The sequence below is a fragment of the Leclercia sp. M-A074-M genome (assembly GCF_965195605.1).
Lineage (GTDB): Bacteria > Pseudomonadota > Gammaproteobacteria > Enterobacterales > Enterobacteriaceae > Enterobacter.
Genome location: NZ_CBDAHM010000003.1, coordinates 59,059 through 78,077 on the forward strand (window position 1 = coordinate 59,059; position 19,019 = coordinate 78,077).

Below are 19,019 nucleotides of genomic sequence, written 5' to 3' on the forward strand. Positions count from 1 at the left end.
AAAAAGCGGCAGTTTCTCCCAAACGCGCCAGACGGTTGCTTCAGCCCGGCGGATGGCGCAGTAAACCTAATAAGTGATGGAAATCCCAAAACAGAGTATTGGCAAAATAGTCCATGCGATAAGCCAGTAGTTCCATAACATTATAAATATGAAAACCCTACTGTTAATTCTTTTAAACCAGCGGAGCTAACTTGCTATTTCCCCTGGCTTTATCCGGGATAAAGTCTGCGAGGAAAGGATTATTATCACCTAATATTAAAACGCACACGGGTAGGTCAAACAGCGAAACAACGTTATCACTATCATTTATTTTCACCACCATTCAGAGGTATGAGATGAGTAAAATGTGCTTAACAAAATTACTGTCGGCTGGTTTGCTGGGATTGATGGTCTTTTCCACTTCCGCAATGGCGAAAGAAATTGAAGTGGTAAATATTTCAAAAATAGATGGCATGCCCTGGTTTAATCGTATGGGGGAAGGTGTCACCAAAGCCGGCAGCGACCTCGGTATTAAAGCCTCTCAGGTAGGCCCTTCCAGCACAGATGCCCCGCAGCAGGTAAAAATTATTGAGGACTTAATCGCGAAAAAAGTATCGGCGATCGGGATTGTCCCCAACGATGCGGATGTGCTCGAGCCGGTATTTAAAAAGGCGCGGGATGCTGGCATCGTGGTATTAACCAACGAATCTCCCGGACAACCGAGCGCCAACTGGGACGTTGAAATTATTGATAACGAAAAATTTGCCGCCGATAACGTTGAAGAGATGGCCAAAGCCATGGGCGGTAAAGGAGGCTATGTTATTTATGTCGGCAGTCTGACCGTGCCGCAACATAACCTGTGGGCGGACTTGTTCGTTAAATATCAGAAAGAGCACTACCCGGATATGCATGAAGTCACCAGCCGTATGCCGGTGGCCGAGAATATCGACGATGCCCGCCGGACGACCATCGACCTGATGAAAGCTCACCCCGACCTGAAAGGGATTGTCTCCTTTGGCTCTCAGGGACCCATTGGCGCGGGCCGCGCGGTGAAAGAGAAACGGGCGAAAGGCAAAGTGTTCGTTTACGGCATGATGATCCCCTCTCAGGCCGCTTCCCTGATTAAGAGCGGTGATATCGCCATGGGCATCACCTACGACCCTGCCTCTGCGGGTTACGCCATTACCGCCGTGGCCGATAAGGTTTTGAAGGGAGAAGAGATTACTCAGGGTCTTGAGATCCCCAATCTCGGTAAAGCGGATGTGGATACCGAAAAACGCATCATCAAATTCCACAAAGTCCTGCGCGTGACGAAAGAAAATATCGACAGTCTGTATTAACCCGTTGGTTCTGCACGCCCTGCTGCGATCGTCGCAATAAGGGCGTGCTGTGTGAGCCCCTGAGAGGTAATAATGGAGCCGTTTATTTCACTGGGTCATATCAGCAAAACGTTCTACGGTGTGAAAGCGCTGGATAACATCGCCCTGACGCTATTTCCCGGGGAGGTTCACTGTCTGGCCGGGCAGAACGGATGCGGTAAATCGACGCTGATAAAAATTATTTCTGGCGTCTATAAACCCGATCCAGGCTTTCAGATCGTCATTGACGGTAAGCCCCGCTCCCACCTCTCCCCCATCGACTCGGTGAAAGCCGGAATACAGGTTATTTATCAGGATCTCTCGCTGTTCCCGAATCTCACCGTGGCGGAAAACATCGCGATCCACCAGCATCACCATAATCTGCTGGTGAATAAGAGCGAGATCCATCGCATCGCCGCGCGCACCGTGAAAAGCATTGAGGCGGAGCTGGATCTGGATGCCAATGTAGAATCCCTGCCCATTGCCCAGCGTCAGATTGTGGCGATCTGCCGGGCGCTGGCCCAGGAAGCCAGGCTGATTATTATGGATGAGCCCACCGCCTCTCTCACCATGCAGGAGGTAAAAGGACTGCTGCGGGTGATTGGCGATTTAAAGAAAAGAAACATTTGCGTCGTGTTTGTCAGCCACCGTCTGGATGAAGTGCTCTCTATTTCCGACCGTATCAGCGTGCTCAAAAATGGCACCCTGGTTGGCACCTGGCCTGCCAGCGACATCAATAATAAAAAACTCGCTTTCCTGATGACCGGTAAAGAGTTTTCGTATGCGTTATTACCGCCGATAGAAAAACTTGGCGACGTAGCGCTGAGCGTTAAGAACCTCACTAAGCATCACCAATACAAGAACATCTCATTTCAGGTGCATCAGGGTGAGATCCTCGCCATTACCGGATTACTCGGTGCGGGCAGAACAGAGCTTTGCCTGAGCCTGTTTGGGCTCACGCAGCCTGACTCCGGGGAGATAGTGCTGGCAGGCAAAGCGGTGCGCTTCGCCAGCAACCGGGATGCGATCAATGCCGGGATTGGCTATGTCTCTGAAGACCGGATGAGTACCGGCCTGGTGATGGAACAGTCCATCAACGACAACATTATCTCTACCGTGCTTCGACGGCTGAAAACCCCCTTTAAATTGTTAGACAGAGCCAAAGCGGACCGCGTTGTCGCCGATTTAGTCGGGCAGCTGAGCATTAAAATTGGCAGCGTCAATCTGCCGGTCAATACCCTCTCCGGGGGCAACGCCCAGCGTGTGGCGATAGCCAAATGGCTGGCGATCAATCCCAGGGTGCTGATCCTCGACTCCCCCACCGTCGGGGTGGACATTGCCAATAAAGCGGGGATCTATCAAATCATCTCTGCCCTGTCGCGCCAGGGGATCGCGGTGCTGATGATCACCGATGAGATCGATGAAGCCTACTTTAACAGTCATCGCATTTTAGTCATGCGCAAGGGTGAGATCGTCGCGGAACTCCTCCCGGAAAAGACCTCGGAAGCCGCGCTGGCGGAGGTGGTCAATGGTTAATAAATTCGGGATCAAAACCCACGAGCTGTTTTTAGGCCTGACCATTCTGGTGATTGGCGGCTATCTGTCGTTTGCCAGCAGCGATTTCCTGACGCTAGGCAATATCTATGATCTAATCAATAACTACGCCATGCTCACCATTCTGGCCTGCGGCTTGTTTATTGTGCTGATTTCCGGCGGGATCGATATCTCCTTTCCCGCCATGACCATCATTTCACAGTACGTGATGGTGACGCTGATTCAGGGTACCACCGGTAATTTTGCCCTCGCGTTTGCGCTGGCCGGGGGGCTGGGATTGCTGCTCGGGTTGATCAACGCCACGCTGGTCAACCGGCTCAACGTGCCTTCCATCATTATCACCATCTCAACCCTGAATATTTTTTACGGCCTGCTGCTCTACCTGACCAAAGGCGTCTGGCTCTACAGCTATCCTGAGTGGTTTGAAGAGGGGGTGATGCTATTCAAATTCACCGCCGCAGATGGCTACGATTATGGCTTAAGCCTGCCGATCCTCACCCTGCTGGCGGTGGTGGCGTTAACCGGCTTCATCATGAATAAAACCAGCGTCGGGCGGATGATTTATGCCATGGGCGGCAACCGGGAGGCGGCCTCCCGCATGGGATTTGGCATCTTTAAAATGCAGCTGTTTGTCTATGGCTACATGGGGCTGATGTCCGGGGTGGCAGGCGTAGTGCAATCCGCGACCGTCTTAACCGTCGCGCCCGACTCCCTGCTGGGCTACGAACTGACGGTGCTCGCCGCCGTGGTGTTAGGCGGAACCAGTATCGTCGGCGGGCGCGGCACCTTACTCGGCACCCTGTTAGGGGTGATTTTACTCGCCGTGTTGCAGAACGGTCTTAACCTGTTAGGGATCTCTTCGTACTGGCATACGGTCGTTACCGGGGTGGTGATCGTCACCAGTATCAGTATGACGGCATGGAGTCAGCGTAAAGGTCAGGGAGTCATAGTATGAGCGCCAACAAAACCCAGGATCGCGTCGAGATTTACCTGAGCGTGTTAATCGCGGTGGTGGTGATCGCGTTCAGCTTCCTGATACCCTCGGTCTTCTGGTCAGCCGCTAACTTCCAGTCCATTGCCTCGCAAATGCCGATTCTCGGCGTGCTGGCCCTCGCGATGGCGGTGACGATCCTCACCGGGGGGATCAACCTGTCCATCATCGCCACCATGAACGCCTGCGGGCTGGTGATGGCCTGGGTCGCTACCCATTATCCTCCAACCTTCAGCAGCATTCTGCTGGTGATTGCCGCCGGGTTAGTCATGGCCCTGGCGATCGGTTCGGTGATTGGATTTTTGGTTGCCGTGGTGCGGGTCTCGCCGATTTTAGCCACCCTTGGGATCATGACCCTGCTGAAAGGCATTAATATCCTCATCTCCAAAGGTTCGGCGATCTCTAACTTCCCGGACTATATTCTGGTGATTAACAACACCAACATCCTCGGCATCCCGCTGCCGCTGCTGGTCTTTCTGGCGGTGGTGGTCGTACTGTGGGTGATCCTCGAAAAATCCGCCTTCGGGCGCACCCTCTACCTGATCGGCTCTAACGAGCAGGCGACCCACTACTCCGGGATTAACACCCGTAAAACCCTCATCTGGGTCTATGTACTCTCCTCGGTGCTGTGCGTGATCGCCGCCCTGCTGATGATGTCGAAACTCAATTCAGCCAAGGCCTCTTACGGTGAATCTTATCTACTGGTGTCGATTCTGGCGGCTGTACTGGGCGGGGTAAATCCGGATGGAGGCTTCGGTAAAGTCTTTGGCATGGTGATGGCGCTGATCCTGCTCCAGATGCTGGAGAGCGGCCTCAATATTCTGGGCGTGAGCAGCTACATCACCATGGCTCTGTGGGGCGGTTTGCTGTTAGCGTTTATTTTCCTGAAAGGGGCGCAGATCTCGCGTCTGTTTGGTAAACCCTGATTGCCGCTAATTGTGCTCGCTGCGCCGGTTGGTGTGGTCGTCACTGCGCTGTTTGCCCGGATCATCATCCTGCTTATCATGGCGGATGGGATGGCCGTGGCTGTCATAGATGATATCGTCATCGCCCGCAGCCCAGGCGCATGATGCAGCGAATGTCACTAACGCGGTAATCAAGGTCAGTTTGTTCATTTTGAACCTCTCGCGAAATGGTCGTTATTAGCGAGTACTACCTTTTTACAGAATAGTTATCCGTAACGCGAAGCTGGTCGTAAAGAAAGGTGATTAATTCCGGTGAATACGAGGAAAGTTTGAGAGGGCGATGAAATTTCAGGCACAAAAAAACCACCTTTCGGTGGTTTCACGACACTGCTTATTGCTTTGATTATTCTTGTCTTTCCCATGGTAGCCGGAGTGGGACTTGAACCCACACAGCGCGAACGCCGAGGGATTTTAAATCCCTTGTGTCTACCGATTCCACCATCCGGCCTCGGGAAGAAAGTGGAGGCGCGTTCCGGAGTCGAACCGGACTAGACGGATTTGCAATCCGCTACATAACCGCTTTGCTAACGCGCCTTAAATCTTTTGTCTTACGACTGACACCCGCTATTGCGCATGTCTTAAATTTGGAGCGGGAAACGAGACTCGAACTCGCGACCCCGACCTTGGCAAGGTCGTGCTCTACCAACTGAGCTATTCCCGCATTTATCAAGTCATTATGCTAATCACTTGATTTTGCTATCGACTAACGGGCCGTGCCGTCGTTCGATGCGTTGCATTCTACTTACCTGACGTTTTGAGTCAACGTTAATTTTCGCAAGGATAGATCGTTTGCTGAAAATTGCGCCGAAACGATCACTGATCAAGCAAATCCCCACGCGCGGCGTTCAAATATTGCAACATTGACCACAGCGTCAGCACCGCCGCGACCATAAACAGGCCAATACCCGCCCACTCTACCCACTCGTTTGGACGCCACAGCATCCATACCAGCGCCGCCATCTGCGCGGTGGTTTTGACCTTACCGATCCAGGAGACGGCCACGCTGCTGCGTTTACCCAGCTCCGCCATCCACTCGCGCAGGGCAGAGATAATAATCTCACGGGCAATCATGGTTGCCGCAGGCAGTGTGACCCACCAGCTGTGATAGTGCTCAACCACCAGCACCATGGCGATGGCCACCATCACCTTGTCAGCCACCGGGTCGAGAAACGCGCCGAAACGGGTGCTTTGATTCCAGCGACGCGCCAGGTAGCCGTCGAACCAGTCAGTGACTGCCGCAACAAAAAAGATAAGTGCACATGCGAAAGGCGCCCAGACAAATGGCAGATAAAACGCCAGTACGAAGAAAGGAATGAGAACGACGCGGAAAAGCGTCAGCAATGTAGGGATATTTAATCGCATAGTGACGGTAACTGTTTGTTGTCAGTAATTATTAGCCCTATGTTGCTACAGAGCCCTCAATGTTTCAACGAGTAGTAGATCTTTTCTGCCAGCCCTTGCGAAATACCTGGCACTTTTGCAATTTCCTCTACGCTGGCGTTGAGTAATCCTTGCAAACCGCCCATATATTTCAGCAACATCTGGCGACGTTTTGGCCCGACCCCTTCGATCGTTTCCAGAGTGCTGGTATTTTTCACCTTTGCCCGTTTTTTACGGTGACCGCTAATGGCGTGATCGTGCGACTCATCGCGAATATGCTGGATCACATGGAGCGCAGGCGAGTCCGGCGGCAGGCTAAAGCCCTCCCCTTCCGGCTCAAGGAACAGCGTCTCCAGCCCGGCTTTACGATCGGTGCCTTTCGCCACGCCCAGCAGCAGCGGATGATGCTTATCCCAGCTTACATCCAGTTCGGCAATAACGGATTTTGCCTGGGCGAGCTGGCCTTTACCACCATCAATCAGGATAAGGTCCGGGATCTTACTCTCTTCAATAGCTTTACCATAGCGACGGCGCAGCACCTGATTCATGGCTGCGTAATCGTCACCGGGAGTGATATCCGTAATGTTGTAGCGCCGGTACTCCGCCCGCAGCGGTCCGTTAGCATCGAATACCACACAGGAGGCCACCGTCTGCTCCCCCATCGTGTGGCTGATGTCGAAACACTCCATCCGTTTCACTTCCGGCAGCTTAAGCACGGTTGCCAGCGCGATAAGACGCTGATGGACAGTCGACTGCTGCGACAGTTTAGTAGTCAATGCCGTTGCCGCATTGGTGCGCGCCAGCTTGAGGTAGCGGGCACGATCGCCGCGCGGTTTAGTCTGGACGTTAACCCGGCGTCCCGCCAGCTCCGACAGCGAATCTGACAGCAGCGTTTTATCGCTGAGATTAAAATCGAGCAAAATTTCCGACGGCAGGGTTCGCATCTGGCTGCCCTGCAAATAGAACTGGCCGACAAAGGTCTCGACCACTTCACCCAGTTCTGTACCGCCCGGCACTTTCGGGAAATAGCTGCGGCTGCCCAGCACCTTACCCTGGCGGATAAAGAGCACATGCACGCAGGCCATGCCCGCATCAAACGACACGCCAATCACGTCCAGGTCATCGCCGGTATTAGAGACAAACTGTTTTTCCGTGACCCGTCGTACCGCCTGGATCTGATCGCGGATCCGCGCCGCCTCTTCAAAGTTCAGCGCCTGGCTGGCCTTCTCCATACGGGCGATAAGCTGGTTCAGCACCTGATCGTCTTTACCGGCCAGGAACAGGCGCACATATTCTACCTGCTGTGCGTACTCCTCTTCGCTGACCAGCCCTTCCACACAGGGCCCGAGGCAACGACCAATCTGATACTGCAGACAAGGGCGAGAGCGGTTGCGATAGACGCTGTTTTCGCACTGGCGAATCGGGAATATCTTCTGCAGCAGCGCCAGCGTTTCCCGCACGGCGTAGCCGTTAGGGAACGGGCCGAAATACTCACCTTTCGCATGTTTGGCACCGCGATGGGTAGCCAGACGTGGATGTGTATCGCTGCTGAGAAAAATAAACGGGTAGGATTTGTCATCGCGCAGCAGCACGTTATAACGCGGCTGGTAGAGCTTAATGTAGTTATGCTCCAGCAACAGCGCTTCGGTCTCTGTGTGGGTCACAGTGACGTCGATCTGCTGGATCTGAGCGACCAGCGCTTCAGTTTTGCGGGAGGCAAGATTGCTGCGGAAATAGCTGGAAAGACGCTTCTTAAGATCTTTCGCTTTACCGACGTATATAACCGTCCCGCCTGCGTCATACATCCGGTAGACGCCTGGCTGGCTGGTGACGGTTTTCAGGAAAGCACTGGAATCAAACACTTCACTCACTGACTAATTAGGGTCTCGGCATTGCACAGACCATGACGGATGGCCAGATGAGTGAGTTCGACATCGCCATGAATGTTCAGCTTACTGAACATACGGTAGCGGTAGCTGTTCACCGTTTTTGGGCTGAGATTAAGCTGCTCAGAGATCTCATTCACCTTCTGGCCTTTGGTAATCATCAGCATAATCTGCAATTCGCGCTCAGACAAACTGGCAAACGGTGATTCGGTCTTTTCTGGTTCAATCTGGCTGAGCGCCATTTGCTGCGCGATATCAGAAGCGATATAGCGCTGCCCGGAATAGACAGAACGGATAGCGTTAACCACTTCCTGAGGGGCTGCGCCCTTGCTCAGGTAACCCGCGGCGCCCGCCTGCATCACTTTTGCAGGAAGGGGATTTTCAGTGTGAACCGTCAGCATGATCACTTTGGTATCAACCCAGGCGCGCGCGATTTTACGCGTTGCTTCAAGGCCGCCAATACCGGGCATGTTCATGTCCATCAGGACAACATCAGCACTATTCGTCCGGCACCATTTGACGGCATCTTCACCGCAGCAGGCCTCGCCAGCAACTTTTATACCTTTAATATCTTCAAGAATGCGTCGTATCCCTGCGCGCACCAGTTCGTGGTCATCAACAAGAAGGACGTTGATCAAAGGAAATTCTCCAGAATAGGGATAACGCTACAGACAGTTAATTCGGCTCATATTAACGTTTTTTATCGCAAACTGAAAACGTTAAAAAATGCAGGCCTTCGTTATAACTCTCTTTTTTGGAAATTAACTTGTACATCAACTGGAAACGGAAGCCTTGCGCCATGCGGCTTAGGCATCATTTTTTAGGCTAATGTTTTCAAAAATTTACAGATTTGAGAGGCTATTTTCTTATTGTTAAAATACCACACGTAATTTTGTAACAATAATTAACCTGTTAACTACCTTAGTTAAACAATTACCCTGCGCTTAACGCCTTAAAAGTGTAGGGCGAACGGTCATTCAATTAAATAACCAAACCGGCTAAAAGTACAAAAAACAAGCACTGCGTTTTTTTTTAAGGCTTGTGGTATACTCCGCCGCCTTGAACTTTGAACTATGCGCTCAAGCGCCGTTTTTATCATGAGGAAAATAAATGAGCACACCTGATTTTGCCACTGCTGAGAATAATCAAGAACTGGCACAGGAAGTCTCCTGTCTGAAATCTCTGTTGACCCTGATGCTGCAGGCAATGGGCCAGGCGGATGCCGGTCGTGTGATCATTAAGATGGAACGCCAGATTGCGCAGATGGAAGACCAGGCTCAGGCTGAGGTATTTTCCAGCACCGTTAAGCAAATCAAGCAAGCTTACCGTCAATAAAACAAAAACGGCTGAAAGCAGTGCATTCAGCCGTTTACTCGTCTGCCACGCAGAACTGAAGTGTAGTCAGATAATGCCCGTCGCTGCCGCATAGCAGGCTATTTGCGTTTTATTCGGCGCATTGAATTTCTTCTGCATATTCTTCTGGTGGAAGTTCACCGTGTTTTCAGAGATAGAGAGAATAATCGCTATTTCTGCTGAGGTTTTGCCTTCCGCTGTCCATTTCAGGATCTCCTTTTCGCGCTTGCTGAATTTCATCTCGGGTGGCATCACCATTTCATGCTCCAGGCGTAGCAGCGTGGTCAAGGCCATGTGCACCAGCATTTGCAGACGCAACTCAACCACTTCATTCGCCATCATATTAACCGACAGGCTGGTGCTGGAGACCGACAGGAACCCCATCGCATGATTAGGCAGCATCAGACACTGGGTGATCCCTTTGCGCAGGCCGTGGTCGCGCGCGCCGTCCCATAAGGATTGCGCTTCGGCGAATAAGGCGTCGTTCCAGGGTAAGTGCCCGTGGACGAAATTCTCGGGTTTCAGCACAGGATCGATGGTGAAATAATTTTCCGCCAGATAGTGCGCCATCCACTGTTGCGGATAGGTTGAATGCACCGAGACTTTCGGTCGGGTAAACGGTACCGGATGACGGACGCAGAGAGCGAAATACTCATAACCCAGGTTCTGAGTTTGACGCTGAAGTTCGGGATATACCTCGCTGGCGGATGTCATCTCCTGAAAACGGAGATAGCACTCCCGTCGCCATGTAAAAAAGTCTAAATCCTTCATACCAAGTGAATGAAGCCCCTGTAAAGATAATCATTATTATGATTTCTTAAATTAACACATAAATCTTATTTATATGTATAAAATATCGACCCTGAGGTAATTATCTACAGATTTTATGCACTTAGGGGGTTTGTGGCGGGATAAAATCGCGGGACCATTCTTTTCAGGGATGAATATTTTGCTCCGGAGATTAATTCCGGAGCAATTAAAAGCAAATATGCTATTGCATCAGGAATTTCTCAAGGAATTGCCGGGTACGGGGCTGCTGAGGATCGGCAAACAGCGCTTTCGCCGGCCCCTGCTCCACAATACGTCCCTGATCCATAAAAATCGCCCTGTCTGCCACATCGCGGGCAAAGCTCATCTCATGGGTGACAATGACCATAGTACGTTTCTCCTGTGCCAGCTGGCGAATGGCATTCAGCACCTCCCCCACCAGCTCCGGATCCAGGGCTGAGGTCGGTTCATCAAACAGGATCACATCAGGACGCATTGCCAGCGCGCGGGCAATCGCCACACGCTGCTGCTGTCCACCGGAGAGACGGCGCGGGTAACTGCCCTCTTTCCCGGAAAGCCCCACTTTTGCCAGTAACTCCCGGGCACGGGCTGTGGCCTCCTCTTTGGGTTCGCCTTTGACAATTACCGGCCCTTCAATAATGTTTTCCAGCACCGTGCGATGGGGAAACAGATTGAAGCTCTGGAAGACAAAGCCGACGTGCTGACGCAGACGACGAATCAGCCCTTTTTGCTGACCCAGCGACTTACCGGTATCAATGGTGATATCACCCACGCGAATGGTGCCGGCTTCCGGATGCTCCAGCAGGTTGATACTGCGCAGCAGCGTGGTTTTACCGGACCCGCTGGGCCCGATAATCGCCACCACTTCGCCCTCCTGCACTTCCAGGTCGATACCGTGCAGCACCGTCTGGCCGTGAAATTTCTTCACCAGGTTTTTAACGTCGATAGCACTCATTTCGGATCACGCTCCTGGCGGTTAAGCTGGTTTTCAAAATAGTTTTGCAGCGCGGACAGCACGGTTGCCATGATCCAGTAGATCAGCGAGGCAGCCAGATACATGGTAAAGACCTCCAGCGTGCGCGAGGTGATCAACTGCGCCTGGCGGAACAGCTCCGGCACCTGAATGGTGGCCGCCAGCGAGGTGTCTTTTACCAGACTGATAAAGCTGTTGCTGAGCGGTGGCAGGGCCACGCGCGCGGCCTGCGGCAGGATGGCCCGGCGCAGGGTCTGCCACGGCGTCATCCCGATACTGGCTGCAGCTTCCCATTGGCCTTTGTCGATGGAGGAGATGGCTGCACGCAGGGTTTCCGCCGCATAGGCAGCAGTATTAAGCGACAGGCCGATCATTGCCGCCGGGATGGGATCCAGCTCAATACCAAACTGCGGCAGGCCGTAGTAAATCATGAACAGCTGGGCAATTAGCGGCGTGCCGCGGAAGATGGAAATATAAAAACGCGCCAGCCAGCGCACGGGCAGCAGAGGCGACATGCGCATCAACGCCAGCACAAAGCCCAGCACCAGACCGAAAAACATCCCGCCAATACTCAGCTGCAGCGTAAATACGGCGCCTTTCAGCAGGAAGGGCAACGAATCAATCACCAGTTGGATACTTTCTTGCATTATGATTTTTCTGCCTGTGATTTAGACATGAGGATGGTAGGCAAAGAGAGCGGGCGCCCCGCCAGTATGAATAAACAGAATCGGGCCTTCATCTTTAAAGCGTTTCCGTTCGATTCCGTCAATAAGCCCGGCCATAGCTTTGCCGGTATAGACCGGATCCAGCAAAATCCCTTCAAGACGCGCCAGCAGTTTCACCGCCTCGGTCCCCTCATCATTAGGCGTGCCGTAGCCCGGCGCGAAATAGTCATCCCACAGCACGATATCCGCCTTTGCGCTCACCTCCAGCTGCTGTGCCACCGCCTGTTGCAACGACACTACCTTCGGTTTTTGATCGGCTACGCTGCGCGATACGGTGACGCCAATCAGTTCAACCTCCGGCATCAGCTGCTCAAGCCCGACCGCCAACCCAGCATGGGTGCCTGCACTGCCGGAGGCCACCACCACCGAGGAGAGACCGACCGTGCCCTCACACTGCTGGGCAATCTCCAGGGCGCTTTCGACGTAGCCCAGCGCACCCAGCGCATTCGAACCGCCAACCGGGATCACATACGGGCGAAAACCCTGGGCTTCAACGCGGGTCGCCAGCGCATTCAGCTGCGCCACGGGATCGGTCAGCGCATCGCACATCTCTATCTGTACATTGAACAGATCCAGCAGTAGACGGTTGCCGTTGCTGAGATAATTTTCCGCCTTTGTGCCAATCGGGTTTTCCAGCAGGGCGATACAGTGCAGCCCCAGCTTTGCCGCGACGGCAGCGGTCTGGCGAACATGGTTCGACTGGATAGCGCCTGCGGTGATCAGCGTGTCGGCCCCTTCACGCAGCGCATCCGCCGCGAGGAACTCCAGCTTGCGCAGTTTGTTGCCCCCCATTGCTATGGGCGTCACGTCATCACGTTTGATAAGGATGTCGCGCCCCAGGTAATCCGATAAGCGCGGCAAATACTCCAGCGGCGTCGGCGCGCCGATAAATTCCAGGCGCGGAAAACGCGTCAGGTTCTGTAATGACATGAAAACCTCCATAACCCTGTCTAAGTCTGATTTTTTTATTATGCACGTTGATGGCGAGGAAATAAAAAAGGCGCTTATCAAAGCGCCTTTTTTTCAGTCAACTGCTTACTTTGTGACGTCTGCCCCGAACCATTTTTCGGAGAGCGCCTTCAGGCTGCCGTCTTTCTGCATCTCGGCAATGGCACCGTCAACAGCTTTGACCAGATCCTCGTTGCCTTTGCGGATCGCAACGCCCGCTTCCTGACGGGAGAAGGCATCACCGGCTACGGCCAAAGTGTTGTTGGTCTTCTTCACCAGATCCAGCGCCGCCAGGCGGTCAACCAGAATGGCATCAATACGGCCTACGCGCAGATCCTGGTATTTGGTCGGGTCGTCGTCATAGGTGCGGATATCAACGCCCTGCACGTTCTGGCGCAGCCACTCTTCGTAGTTGGTCCCCAGACCGACGCCCACTTTTTTATCTTTCAGGTCGGCAGCAGATTTAATGGAGCCTTCGTTACCTTTTTTCACCAGCGCCTGGATACCGGAGACGGTATACGGGGTGGAGAAGTCATACTTTTTCTTACGTTCGTCAGAGATGGTGACCTGGTTAATCACCACATCAATACGTTTTGAGTCCAGCGAGGCCAGCATGCCGTCCCATTTGGTCGGCTTCAGCGACGCTTTAACACCGAGGTGTTTTGCCAGCTCTTCAGCAAACTCCACCTCAAAACCGGTCAGTTTACCGTCGTCACCCTGGAAGCTGAACGGAGGGTAGGTTCCTTCCAGCCCAACCAGCAGCGTGCCGCGCTCTTTAACTTTGTTTAAAAGACCCTCTGCAGCGAAGGTCTTGACGCTCATACCCGCAACCAGCGCAACGGCCATTACACCCATCAGCGCCTGACGACCCAGAAGTGCAAATTTCATACATACCCCGATATGATTGGAATTTTGGTTGTAGTGTAGGGCGTTCGGCCGCAAGGTCAAACACGACTGCGCTACATGTTATTCATTTTTAATATATATCAGAAGTTGTTTCACGGTGGACTTTCTGCTTCACCGCCATCGGCATTTGCGACCTGTATTGCGCATATTTGCGCAGCGCGATCCGGTAGTTGTTGGTGCTGGTCGCAGGCAGCCACGGTTCAAGGTTTTCATCCAGATAACCGTCGGTCAGAAGCTCACGGGAAATATTCAGCGAGGTCAGATGCTGGCCAAGACGACGTAGACGCACAACATACTCGCGCACCGTTCCGTGACTCATCTCTGTCTGTTCAAACAGGAACTGCTTGAAGCCAATAATATCGAAAAAGTCGCTCTGCTCTTTGCAGTGCAGATCGCCACAAAAACGACATAACGCCACCCACTCCTGCTGCTCTTGCTGCCATCCGGCTTCATCCAGCAGGGTATCGAGACGGGAGATCGCGATTTTATTGACGATCTCTCCACGACGGACCAGCGTGATGCGGTCAAGCAATTTATGGCAATGGGCGCAATGCGTCTGGCTATGTTTAAAGTCTTTCAGGTAGCGGCTTAATGGCCGTCTTTTAGATTGCTGCACCGTCATGATAACTCCTGGTTGTCAATACGTTGTGCGGCACTTAACGGGTGACAAGGATCACCTATAACTTACCCAGCTTGGTACGTAAGCGTTTAATGGCCTGGCTGTGCAGCTGGCTAACCCGCGACTCCCCCACTTCCAGCACGGCACCAATCTCCTTGAGATTGAGCTCTTCCTGGTAATAAAGGGTCAGCACCAGTTGTTCGCGTTCCGGTAAAGCTTCAATAGCTTCCATTACGCGCTGGCGTACGTTGCCTTCCATTAACTGGTGCAACGGGTTTTCCTGCTGATGATCGTCCGTCACCAGTTCAATGCTATCGCCATGCTCTTCGCGCCACTCATCATAAGAGAAGAGCTGGCTGTTGTTGGTATCGAGCAACATCTGACGGTAGTCGGCAGTAGTGATCCCCAGACGATCCGCAACTTCGGTTTCCGTCGCGTTACGTCCAAGCTCCTGTTCCAGCTGCCCCATCGCTTGCGCTACTTCGCGTGCATTGCGGCGAACGCTGCGCGGCACCCAATCCCGGCTGCGCAGTTCATCCAGCATCGCACCACGAATACGCTGTACTGCGTAAGTCGTAAATGCCGTTCCTTGCAGAGCGTCGTATCGGTCAACTGCATTCAGTAACCCGATCCCGCCCGCTTGTAGCAGATCGTCCAGTTCCACACTCGCCGGCAGACGTACCTGAAGCCGCAATGCTTCATGACGCACCAGCGGAACATAACGCTGCCACAGCGAGTGTTTATCCATTACACCTTCAGCGGTATAGAGTGAATTCACGATAAACAGCCCTGCGTTAGTTGAGTTATCGGCATGATTATCCGATTCTGGAGGGGTTTTAATCGTGTGAATAGGGGTGAAATGGGGGGGTATTTTGAGAGTTAAGCTAAATGCAGACAGATTGCAGCAAGGATAATTAAGATATCCTTGCTGCCGATGAGAGAAGTTAAGAAATTGCTTTATTTATTAACATCATAAATTTCTCCTACCGAGAAACTTTCAGGCTCACGCCCTTCGCAATAATCTTGCCAGCACTTATACAGCATCTGTTCAACATAACCAGCGATACTTTCTTTCTGATTATTTTTAATTTTCATGCTGTTACGAAGATTCATGCGAATCGAATAAAGTTCATTCAAACGCTGCGTCCAGCCTACTGCATTGGCGACATACTCTTCTTTACTGTGCGCAATAAATTCAGGTAAATCCAGCGAATACATAATGGATGCCCCCTGGCGCGACACCAGCGTTTCCCCTGAAAGTGAGACCGTCGGCACACCCATCCAGGCCGCATGGCTGGTTACCGTTCCACCGGTGAACGGGAAGGTATCCAGCAGCAAATCAACCTCATTATGCGCTTTCAAATAGGATTGCATATCGGTTGCTTCACGCAGCGTGATGCGGTCTTTATCGATACCGCGTATTTCAAATTTATGTTCCAGTTCTGGCCATGTCACCATTGGCATATTGGCAACAATCATCCGGGCCGTTGGAACCGCCAATAGAATTTCCGCCCAGGCATCCAGGACGCTGTCATTCACTTTATTTGGTCGGTTAAAACTTCCAAAGGTGAAATGATTATTTTCAAACGCAGGTAAGATATTAATGTCCGGACTCTCTTCCTTTGCCCCGAAATTGCGTGGCAGTGAAAGATAAATCAATTTCTCCGTGAATTGCGCCTCAAGTGCTGGATCTTTCGGTACCGGGAATATGGTCGCATAATAATCCATGGTCGGCAGTCCCGTGGTGGCATGGTAGCCCACCCAGGAGATCTGCACCGGTGCAGGTTTCAACGCAAACGTCATCAGACGGTTAAACGCCGTATGACCAGCCAGATCGATAAGAATATCAATCTGATCCTGCTTGATCATTTCCGCCAGTTCCGTAGTGCTGGTATGTTGAACTTCTCGCCAGCCGTCAGAGGTCTTCTCGTAATAGTCCGTGCCGGCATTTCTTCCATACGCAGGGGCGCTGTTATAGGCAAAGAGCTCGAATTTGCTTCTGTCCAGTGCATCCCAGACAGGTAAGAAGAAGAAGTTAACCGGATGGTTCTCTTTGAAATCGCCCGAGACAAAGCCAATGCGTAATTTGCGGTTAATAGATTTATCTGCCGGTTGGTAACCCTCAAATTTTTGCTGCTCGGCCCAGTGCATTGCGCCATTAGCGTAACCAAGGTGGCATTCTAAAATTTCCTGCACAGAGGCATTGCCGCTGTGCGTCAGAATAAACGCCAGTGCCCCCATATTGCCAAAATCGACCGCAGGATCTTTTATCGACTGTTTCAGGAATGCTATGCCTTCATCCGTTTTAGATTGATCGCACAAACAGCTGCCTAACAGATTAACCATCTGTTTGCTGGTCGGCACTAATTCCACACCTCGACGGGCACAATATTCCGCTCGCTCCAGCGTTTTACTCTCTTTATGCAAAATACCCAACAGATACCAGTCCGGACCGCTGGTGTTATCGCAACGCAAAATAGCCCTGGCTAAACGCCCAGCCGGCCACGACATACGGTAGTCGTACAGGGCCATAGCCAGTTCTGAATAGATAAACAGACTGGTGGAATTAAAGGAGAGCATGCGAGTCAGAGCCAGGATGGCCGCCGGATAATCCGCCACGCGCTTGAAGAAACGAACCAGATAATAGTTGCCGTTTAAGGTTTCCTGAAGTAACGGCAGCTTTTCAGCTACCAGCTCACGAGCCCTGCCATTTTCCCCTTTAATAATGAGTTTATTAATTTCAATAATCATATCCGCATCAACTTCCGGTTCTGTACCGGATTGGGTTGATAAGGTCATTTTATTAGCAATTTTCTCACATTCACTGGTATAGAATCCGCCAGCCGATTCATTACTGGAGAACAGTAGCAATGCAGTGGCAATGCGCCCTACTTCTGTAAGATCTGCCTGGCTAGCCTTTAGCTGATAATAACGTTTCCAGCCGATGACCGAGCCTGTCAGTAACCCTTTGAAGATCAGCCCTTCTAACAACAGACGATGTTCTTCATCCTGTGTGATTTTAGTATCGAGTAAGAAGGTACGCTCTTCATCACTGACATTTACCGTTTCATACCAGAGATTGATGAGCGAGCTGCTATCAGGCCGGGCCTGAAGTTGCGCAGTAACAGCGGGCACCACAACTAACTCATGTTGCTCAGAGGCAGGCTCCGCCTCACGTAGAAAATGCAAGCCAGCGAAATTGGTTTTGAACAGGGCGGTCAGCGCAGCCAGCACCTTTTTCCGGTGGGCCAGTTCGTTATACTCCAGTGGATCGTCATCAGGCAGGCGAGTATGGAACACGAGCTGTTCAAAGCTGACGCTAAGCGGCCAGGCCTCACCCAGGATATCGAGGATCCCAAGCGTAGTAATATCTTCCGTAGCAATCGGTGTCCCGTCATGCCCGACCAAAAAGTTAGGGCTGTGGCGAATATTCTGGCTTTTGCGGCGTAAGCTGCCCGCCCAGCGCATACCAGCCAGACGACTGTAATCAACGGTTTCCAGAACTTCACCGCTTCTGCTCGCATTTACTAATAAGCTAAAACGGCGGTTACGGTTAACCGCAATATCCAGATATTGCTGGGTTAAGATTTTCCCGGCGCCATTAGACAGCTCAAGCCATGACTGAGTCATGTCATCGTCAAAATAGCTGGTATGTTCGGTGGCAGGTCGAATATCACCCACATAAACCAGCCCGTTGTTCCCGATTCGCTCGTTAAATTCGATCAGGTAGCTGGCAGTATGATCGCTGCTCAGATAATGATGACTCAGCAGCGCGTCAGAGAGCCCCTGGGAAGTTTCATTGATATGAGAGATCAGTTTCTTAGTGGTACTGGTCTCAACAGTGGTTTGATCAAGCCAGTTTAACATCGCACGGGCGTGATCGACCTGCCCATGGTGGGTCTCGGCCCGGCTGCTGTGGATCTGCATCGCATCGCGAAGCGTTTCTGTGAACCTGGCACCTGGCTGGCAAAACCAGTCAACGGCAATGATCCCTCTCTCGCTTAAACGCTGCTGGCAGGAGAGCAAAATCGCATCCATTAGCGAATTTGCCAGGAAGGTGAAACTGCCCTGCACGATGATGAAATCAAATTTGCCTAAATCAGCCTCAAGAAAGGTTTCTATTGAAGCAGAATAAAGCTGCAGATTATCTCTGCCACTGGCCAGGGTGGCTAACATTGCATCCTGGCGATTTTCGGTCTCCAGCTCGATACCCACGACGTTTGCGTACGGATATTTGACCGACGTAGCGAGTAACTCTTCTCCGTTACCACATCCCAGTACCAGCACCGATGCATGTCGGGTACGCGCTGTCTCCACCCCATAGAGCCACGCTACAGCCCGAATATGGTCTATAGAGCTGTAAAGACGCCGGGATCCGGAGGGCGTAAACTCTATCGGCGTTTCGTTGTTGACCACGTTATTCATATGTCCACCTCATATTCTGATATGGTGGCAGAGTAGCAAAGCTCATCTCGGCTCAATTCGCGGAGCAGCCTGATCAATTACCCCTTAATTCACGTTTACCTGAACAGTATAAAAAACAATCAACTTAACGGAAATGAGCTGACGCCGCCAGGATGGGTGGGCCTGCGA

The 19,019-nt window shown here is 52.0% G+C and carries 17 protein-coding genes and 3 tRNA genes; 5 read left to right on the forward strand and 15 right to left on the reverse strand.

What is annotated here, in order from left to right:
* Positions 1-335: 335 nt before the first annotated feature.
* The 4 genes from ACOKCT_RS07010 to ACOKCT_RS07025 all read left to right on the forward strand — a co-directional run bounded on the left by ACOKCT_RS07010 (position 336) and on the right by ACOKCT_RS07025 (position 4,808).
* A complete protein-coding gene (locus ACOKCT_RS07010; RefSeq protein WP_103822429.1) occupies positions 336-1,319 on the forward strand; it encodes an autoinducer 2 ABC transporter substrate-binding protein in 984 nt (327 codons plus the stop codon).
* A gap of 72 nt (positions 1,320-1,391) precedes the next feature.
* Positions 1,392-2,873: a sugar ABC transporter ATP-binding protein gene (locus ACOKCT_RS07015; RefSeq protein WP_263950561.1), complete on the forward strand. Its 1,482-nt coding sequence runs from the start codon at positions 1,392-1,394 to the stop codon at positions 2,871-2,873.
* Positions 2,866-3,846, forward strand: a complete 981-nt coding sequence (locus tag ACOKCT_RS07020; protein ID WP_103180118.1) for an ABC transporter permease — start codon at positions 2,866-2,868, stop codon at positions 3,844-3,846. Before ACOKCT_RS07015 ends, ACOKCT_RS07020 begins: the two co-directional genes overlap by 8 nt.
* Positions 3,843-4,808, forward strand: a complete 966-nt coding sequence (locus ACOKCT_RS07025) for an ABC transporter permease (RefSeq protein WP_420193312.1) — start codon at positions 3,843-3,845, stop codon at positions 4,806-4,808. The genes ACOKCT_RS07020 and ACOKCT_RS07025 overlap by 4 nt, the downstream gene beginning before the upstream one ends.
* A 6-nt stretch (positions 4,809-4,814) precedes the next feature.
* Here ACOKCT_RS07025 and ACOKCT_RS07030 read toward each other — a convergent pair whose 3' ends face one another.
* The 7 genes from ACOKCT_RS07030 to uvrY form a co-directional block, all read right to left on the reverse strand.
* Positions 4,815-4,997, reverse strand: a complete 183-nt coding sequence (locus ACOKCT_RS07030; RefSeq protein ID WP_420193313.1) for a hypothetical protein — start codon at positions 4,995-4,997, stop codon at positions 4,815-4,817.
* A gap of 211 nt (positions 4,998-5,208) precedes the next feature.
* Positions 5,209-5,295, reverse strand: a tRNA-Leu gene (locus ACOKCT_RS07035).
* 12 nt (positions 5,296-5,307) lie between these two features.
* A tRNA-Cys gene (locus ACOKCT_RS07040) sits at positions 5,308-5,381 on the reverse strand.
* Positions 5,382-5,432: 51 nt separating this feature from the next.
* A tRNA-Gly gene (locus ACOKCT_RS07045) sits at positions 5,433-5,508 on the reverse strand.
* Between the two features lie 152 nt (positions 5,509-5,660).
* Positions 5,661-6,209, reverse strand: a complete 549-nt coding sequence (gene pgsA / locus ACOKCT_RS07050; protein WP_032612063.1) for a CDP-diacylglycerol--glycerol-3-phosphate 3-phosphatidyltransferase — start codon at positions 6,207-6,209, stop codon at positions 5,661-5,663.
* A 56-nt stretch (positions 6,210-6,265) separates the two neighbouring features.
* Positions 6,266-8,098, reverse strand: a complete 1,833-nt coding sequence (gene uvrC / locus ACOKCT_RS07055; RefSeq protein ID WP_420193314.1) for an excinuclease ABC subunit UvrC — start codon at positions 8,096-8,098, stop codon at positions 6,266-6,268.
* A complete protein-coding gene (gene uvrY / locus ACOKCT_RS07060) occupies positions 8,095-8,751 on the reverse strand; it encodes a UvrY/SirA/GacA family response regulator transcription factor (protein ID WP_103180122.1) in 657 nt (218 codons plus the stop codon). Before uvrY ends, uvrC begins: the two co-directional genes overlap by 4 nt.
* 472 nt (positions 8,752-9,223) lie before the next feature.
* On the opposite strand from uvrY, the gene ACOKCT_RS07065 reads away from it, so the two are divergent.
* Positions 9,224-9,448, forward strand: coding sequence for a DUF2594 family protein (locus tag ACOKCT_RS07065; RefSeq protein WP_103180123.1), 225 nt, complete (start codon positions 9,224-9,226; stop codon positions 9,446-9,448).
* 66 nt (positions 9,449-9,514) lie between these two features.
* Here the strand turns inward: ACOKCT_RS07065 and sdiA are convergent, their stop codons facing one another.
* The 8 genes from sdiA to ACOKCT_RS07105 all read right to left on the reverse strand — a co-directional run bounded on the left by sdiA (position 9,515) and on the right by ACOKCT_RS07105 (position 18,851).
* Positions 9,515-10,237 carry a transcriptional regulator SdiA gene (gene sdiA, locus ACOKCT_RS07070; RefSeq protein ID WP_156654827.1) on the reverse strand — a complete coding sequence of 241 codons (723 nt, stop codon included), beginning with the start codon at positions 10,235-10,237 and terminating at the stop codon, positions 9,515-9,517.
* A gap of 220 nt (positions 10,238-10,457) precedes the next feature.
* Positions 10,458-11,210 carry an L-cystine ABC transporter ATP-binding protein TcyN gene (tcyN, locus tag ACOKCT_RS07075; protein WP_103180125.1) on the reverse strand — a complete coding sequence of 251 codons (753 nt, stop codon included), beginning with the start codon at positions 11,208-11,210 and terminating at the stop codon, positions 10,458-10,460.
* Entirely contained in the window at positions 11,207-11,875 is a 669-nt protein-coding gene (gene tcyL / locus ACOKCT_RS07080) for a cystine ABC transporter permease (RefSeq protein WP_103180126.1), read from the reverse strand. The genes tcyN and tcyL overlap by 4 nt, the downstream gene beginning before the upstream one ends.
* A 21-nt stretch (positions 11,876-11,896) precedes the next feature.
* Positions 11,897-12,883, reverse strand: a complete 987-nt coding sequence (gene dcyD / locus ACOKCT_RS07085) for a D-cysteine desulfhydrase (protein ID WP_103180127.1) — start codon at positions 12,881-12,883, stop codon at positions 11,897-11,899.
* A gap of 105 nt (positions 12,884-12,988) precedes the next feature.
* Positions 12,989-13,789 (reverse strand): cystine ABC transporter substrate-binding protein, encoded by an 801-nt coding sequence (gene tcyJ / locus ACOKCT_RS07090; RefSeq protein ID WP_114314567.1) that lies wholly within the window; start codon positions 13,787-13,789, stop codon positions 12,989-12,991.
* A gap of 88 nt (positions 13,790-13,877) precedes the next feature.
* Entirely contained in the window at positions 13,878-14,429 is a 552-nt protein-coding gene (gene fliZ / locus ACOKCT_RS07095) for a flagella biosynthesis regulatory protein FliZ (protein ID WP_103180129.1), read from the reverse strand.
* Between the two features lie 55 nt (positions 14,430-14,484).
* Positions 14,485-15,204 (reverse strand): RNA polymerase sigma factor FliA, encoded by a 720-nt coding sequence (fliA, locus tag ACOKCT_RS07100; protein ID WP_039030897.1) that lies wholly within the window; start codon positions 15,202-15,204, stop codon positions 14,485-14,487.
* Between the two features lie 179 nt (positions 15,205-15,383).
* Entirely contained in the window at positions 15,384-18,851 is a 3,468-nt protein-coding gene (locus ACOKCT_RS07105; protein WP_420193315.1) for a methyltransferase regulatory domain-containing protein, read from the reverse strand.
* Positions 18,852-19,019 lie beyond the last annotated feature (168 nt).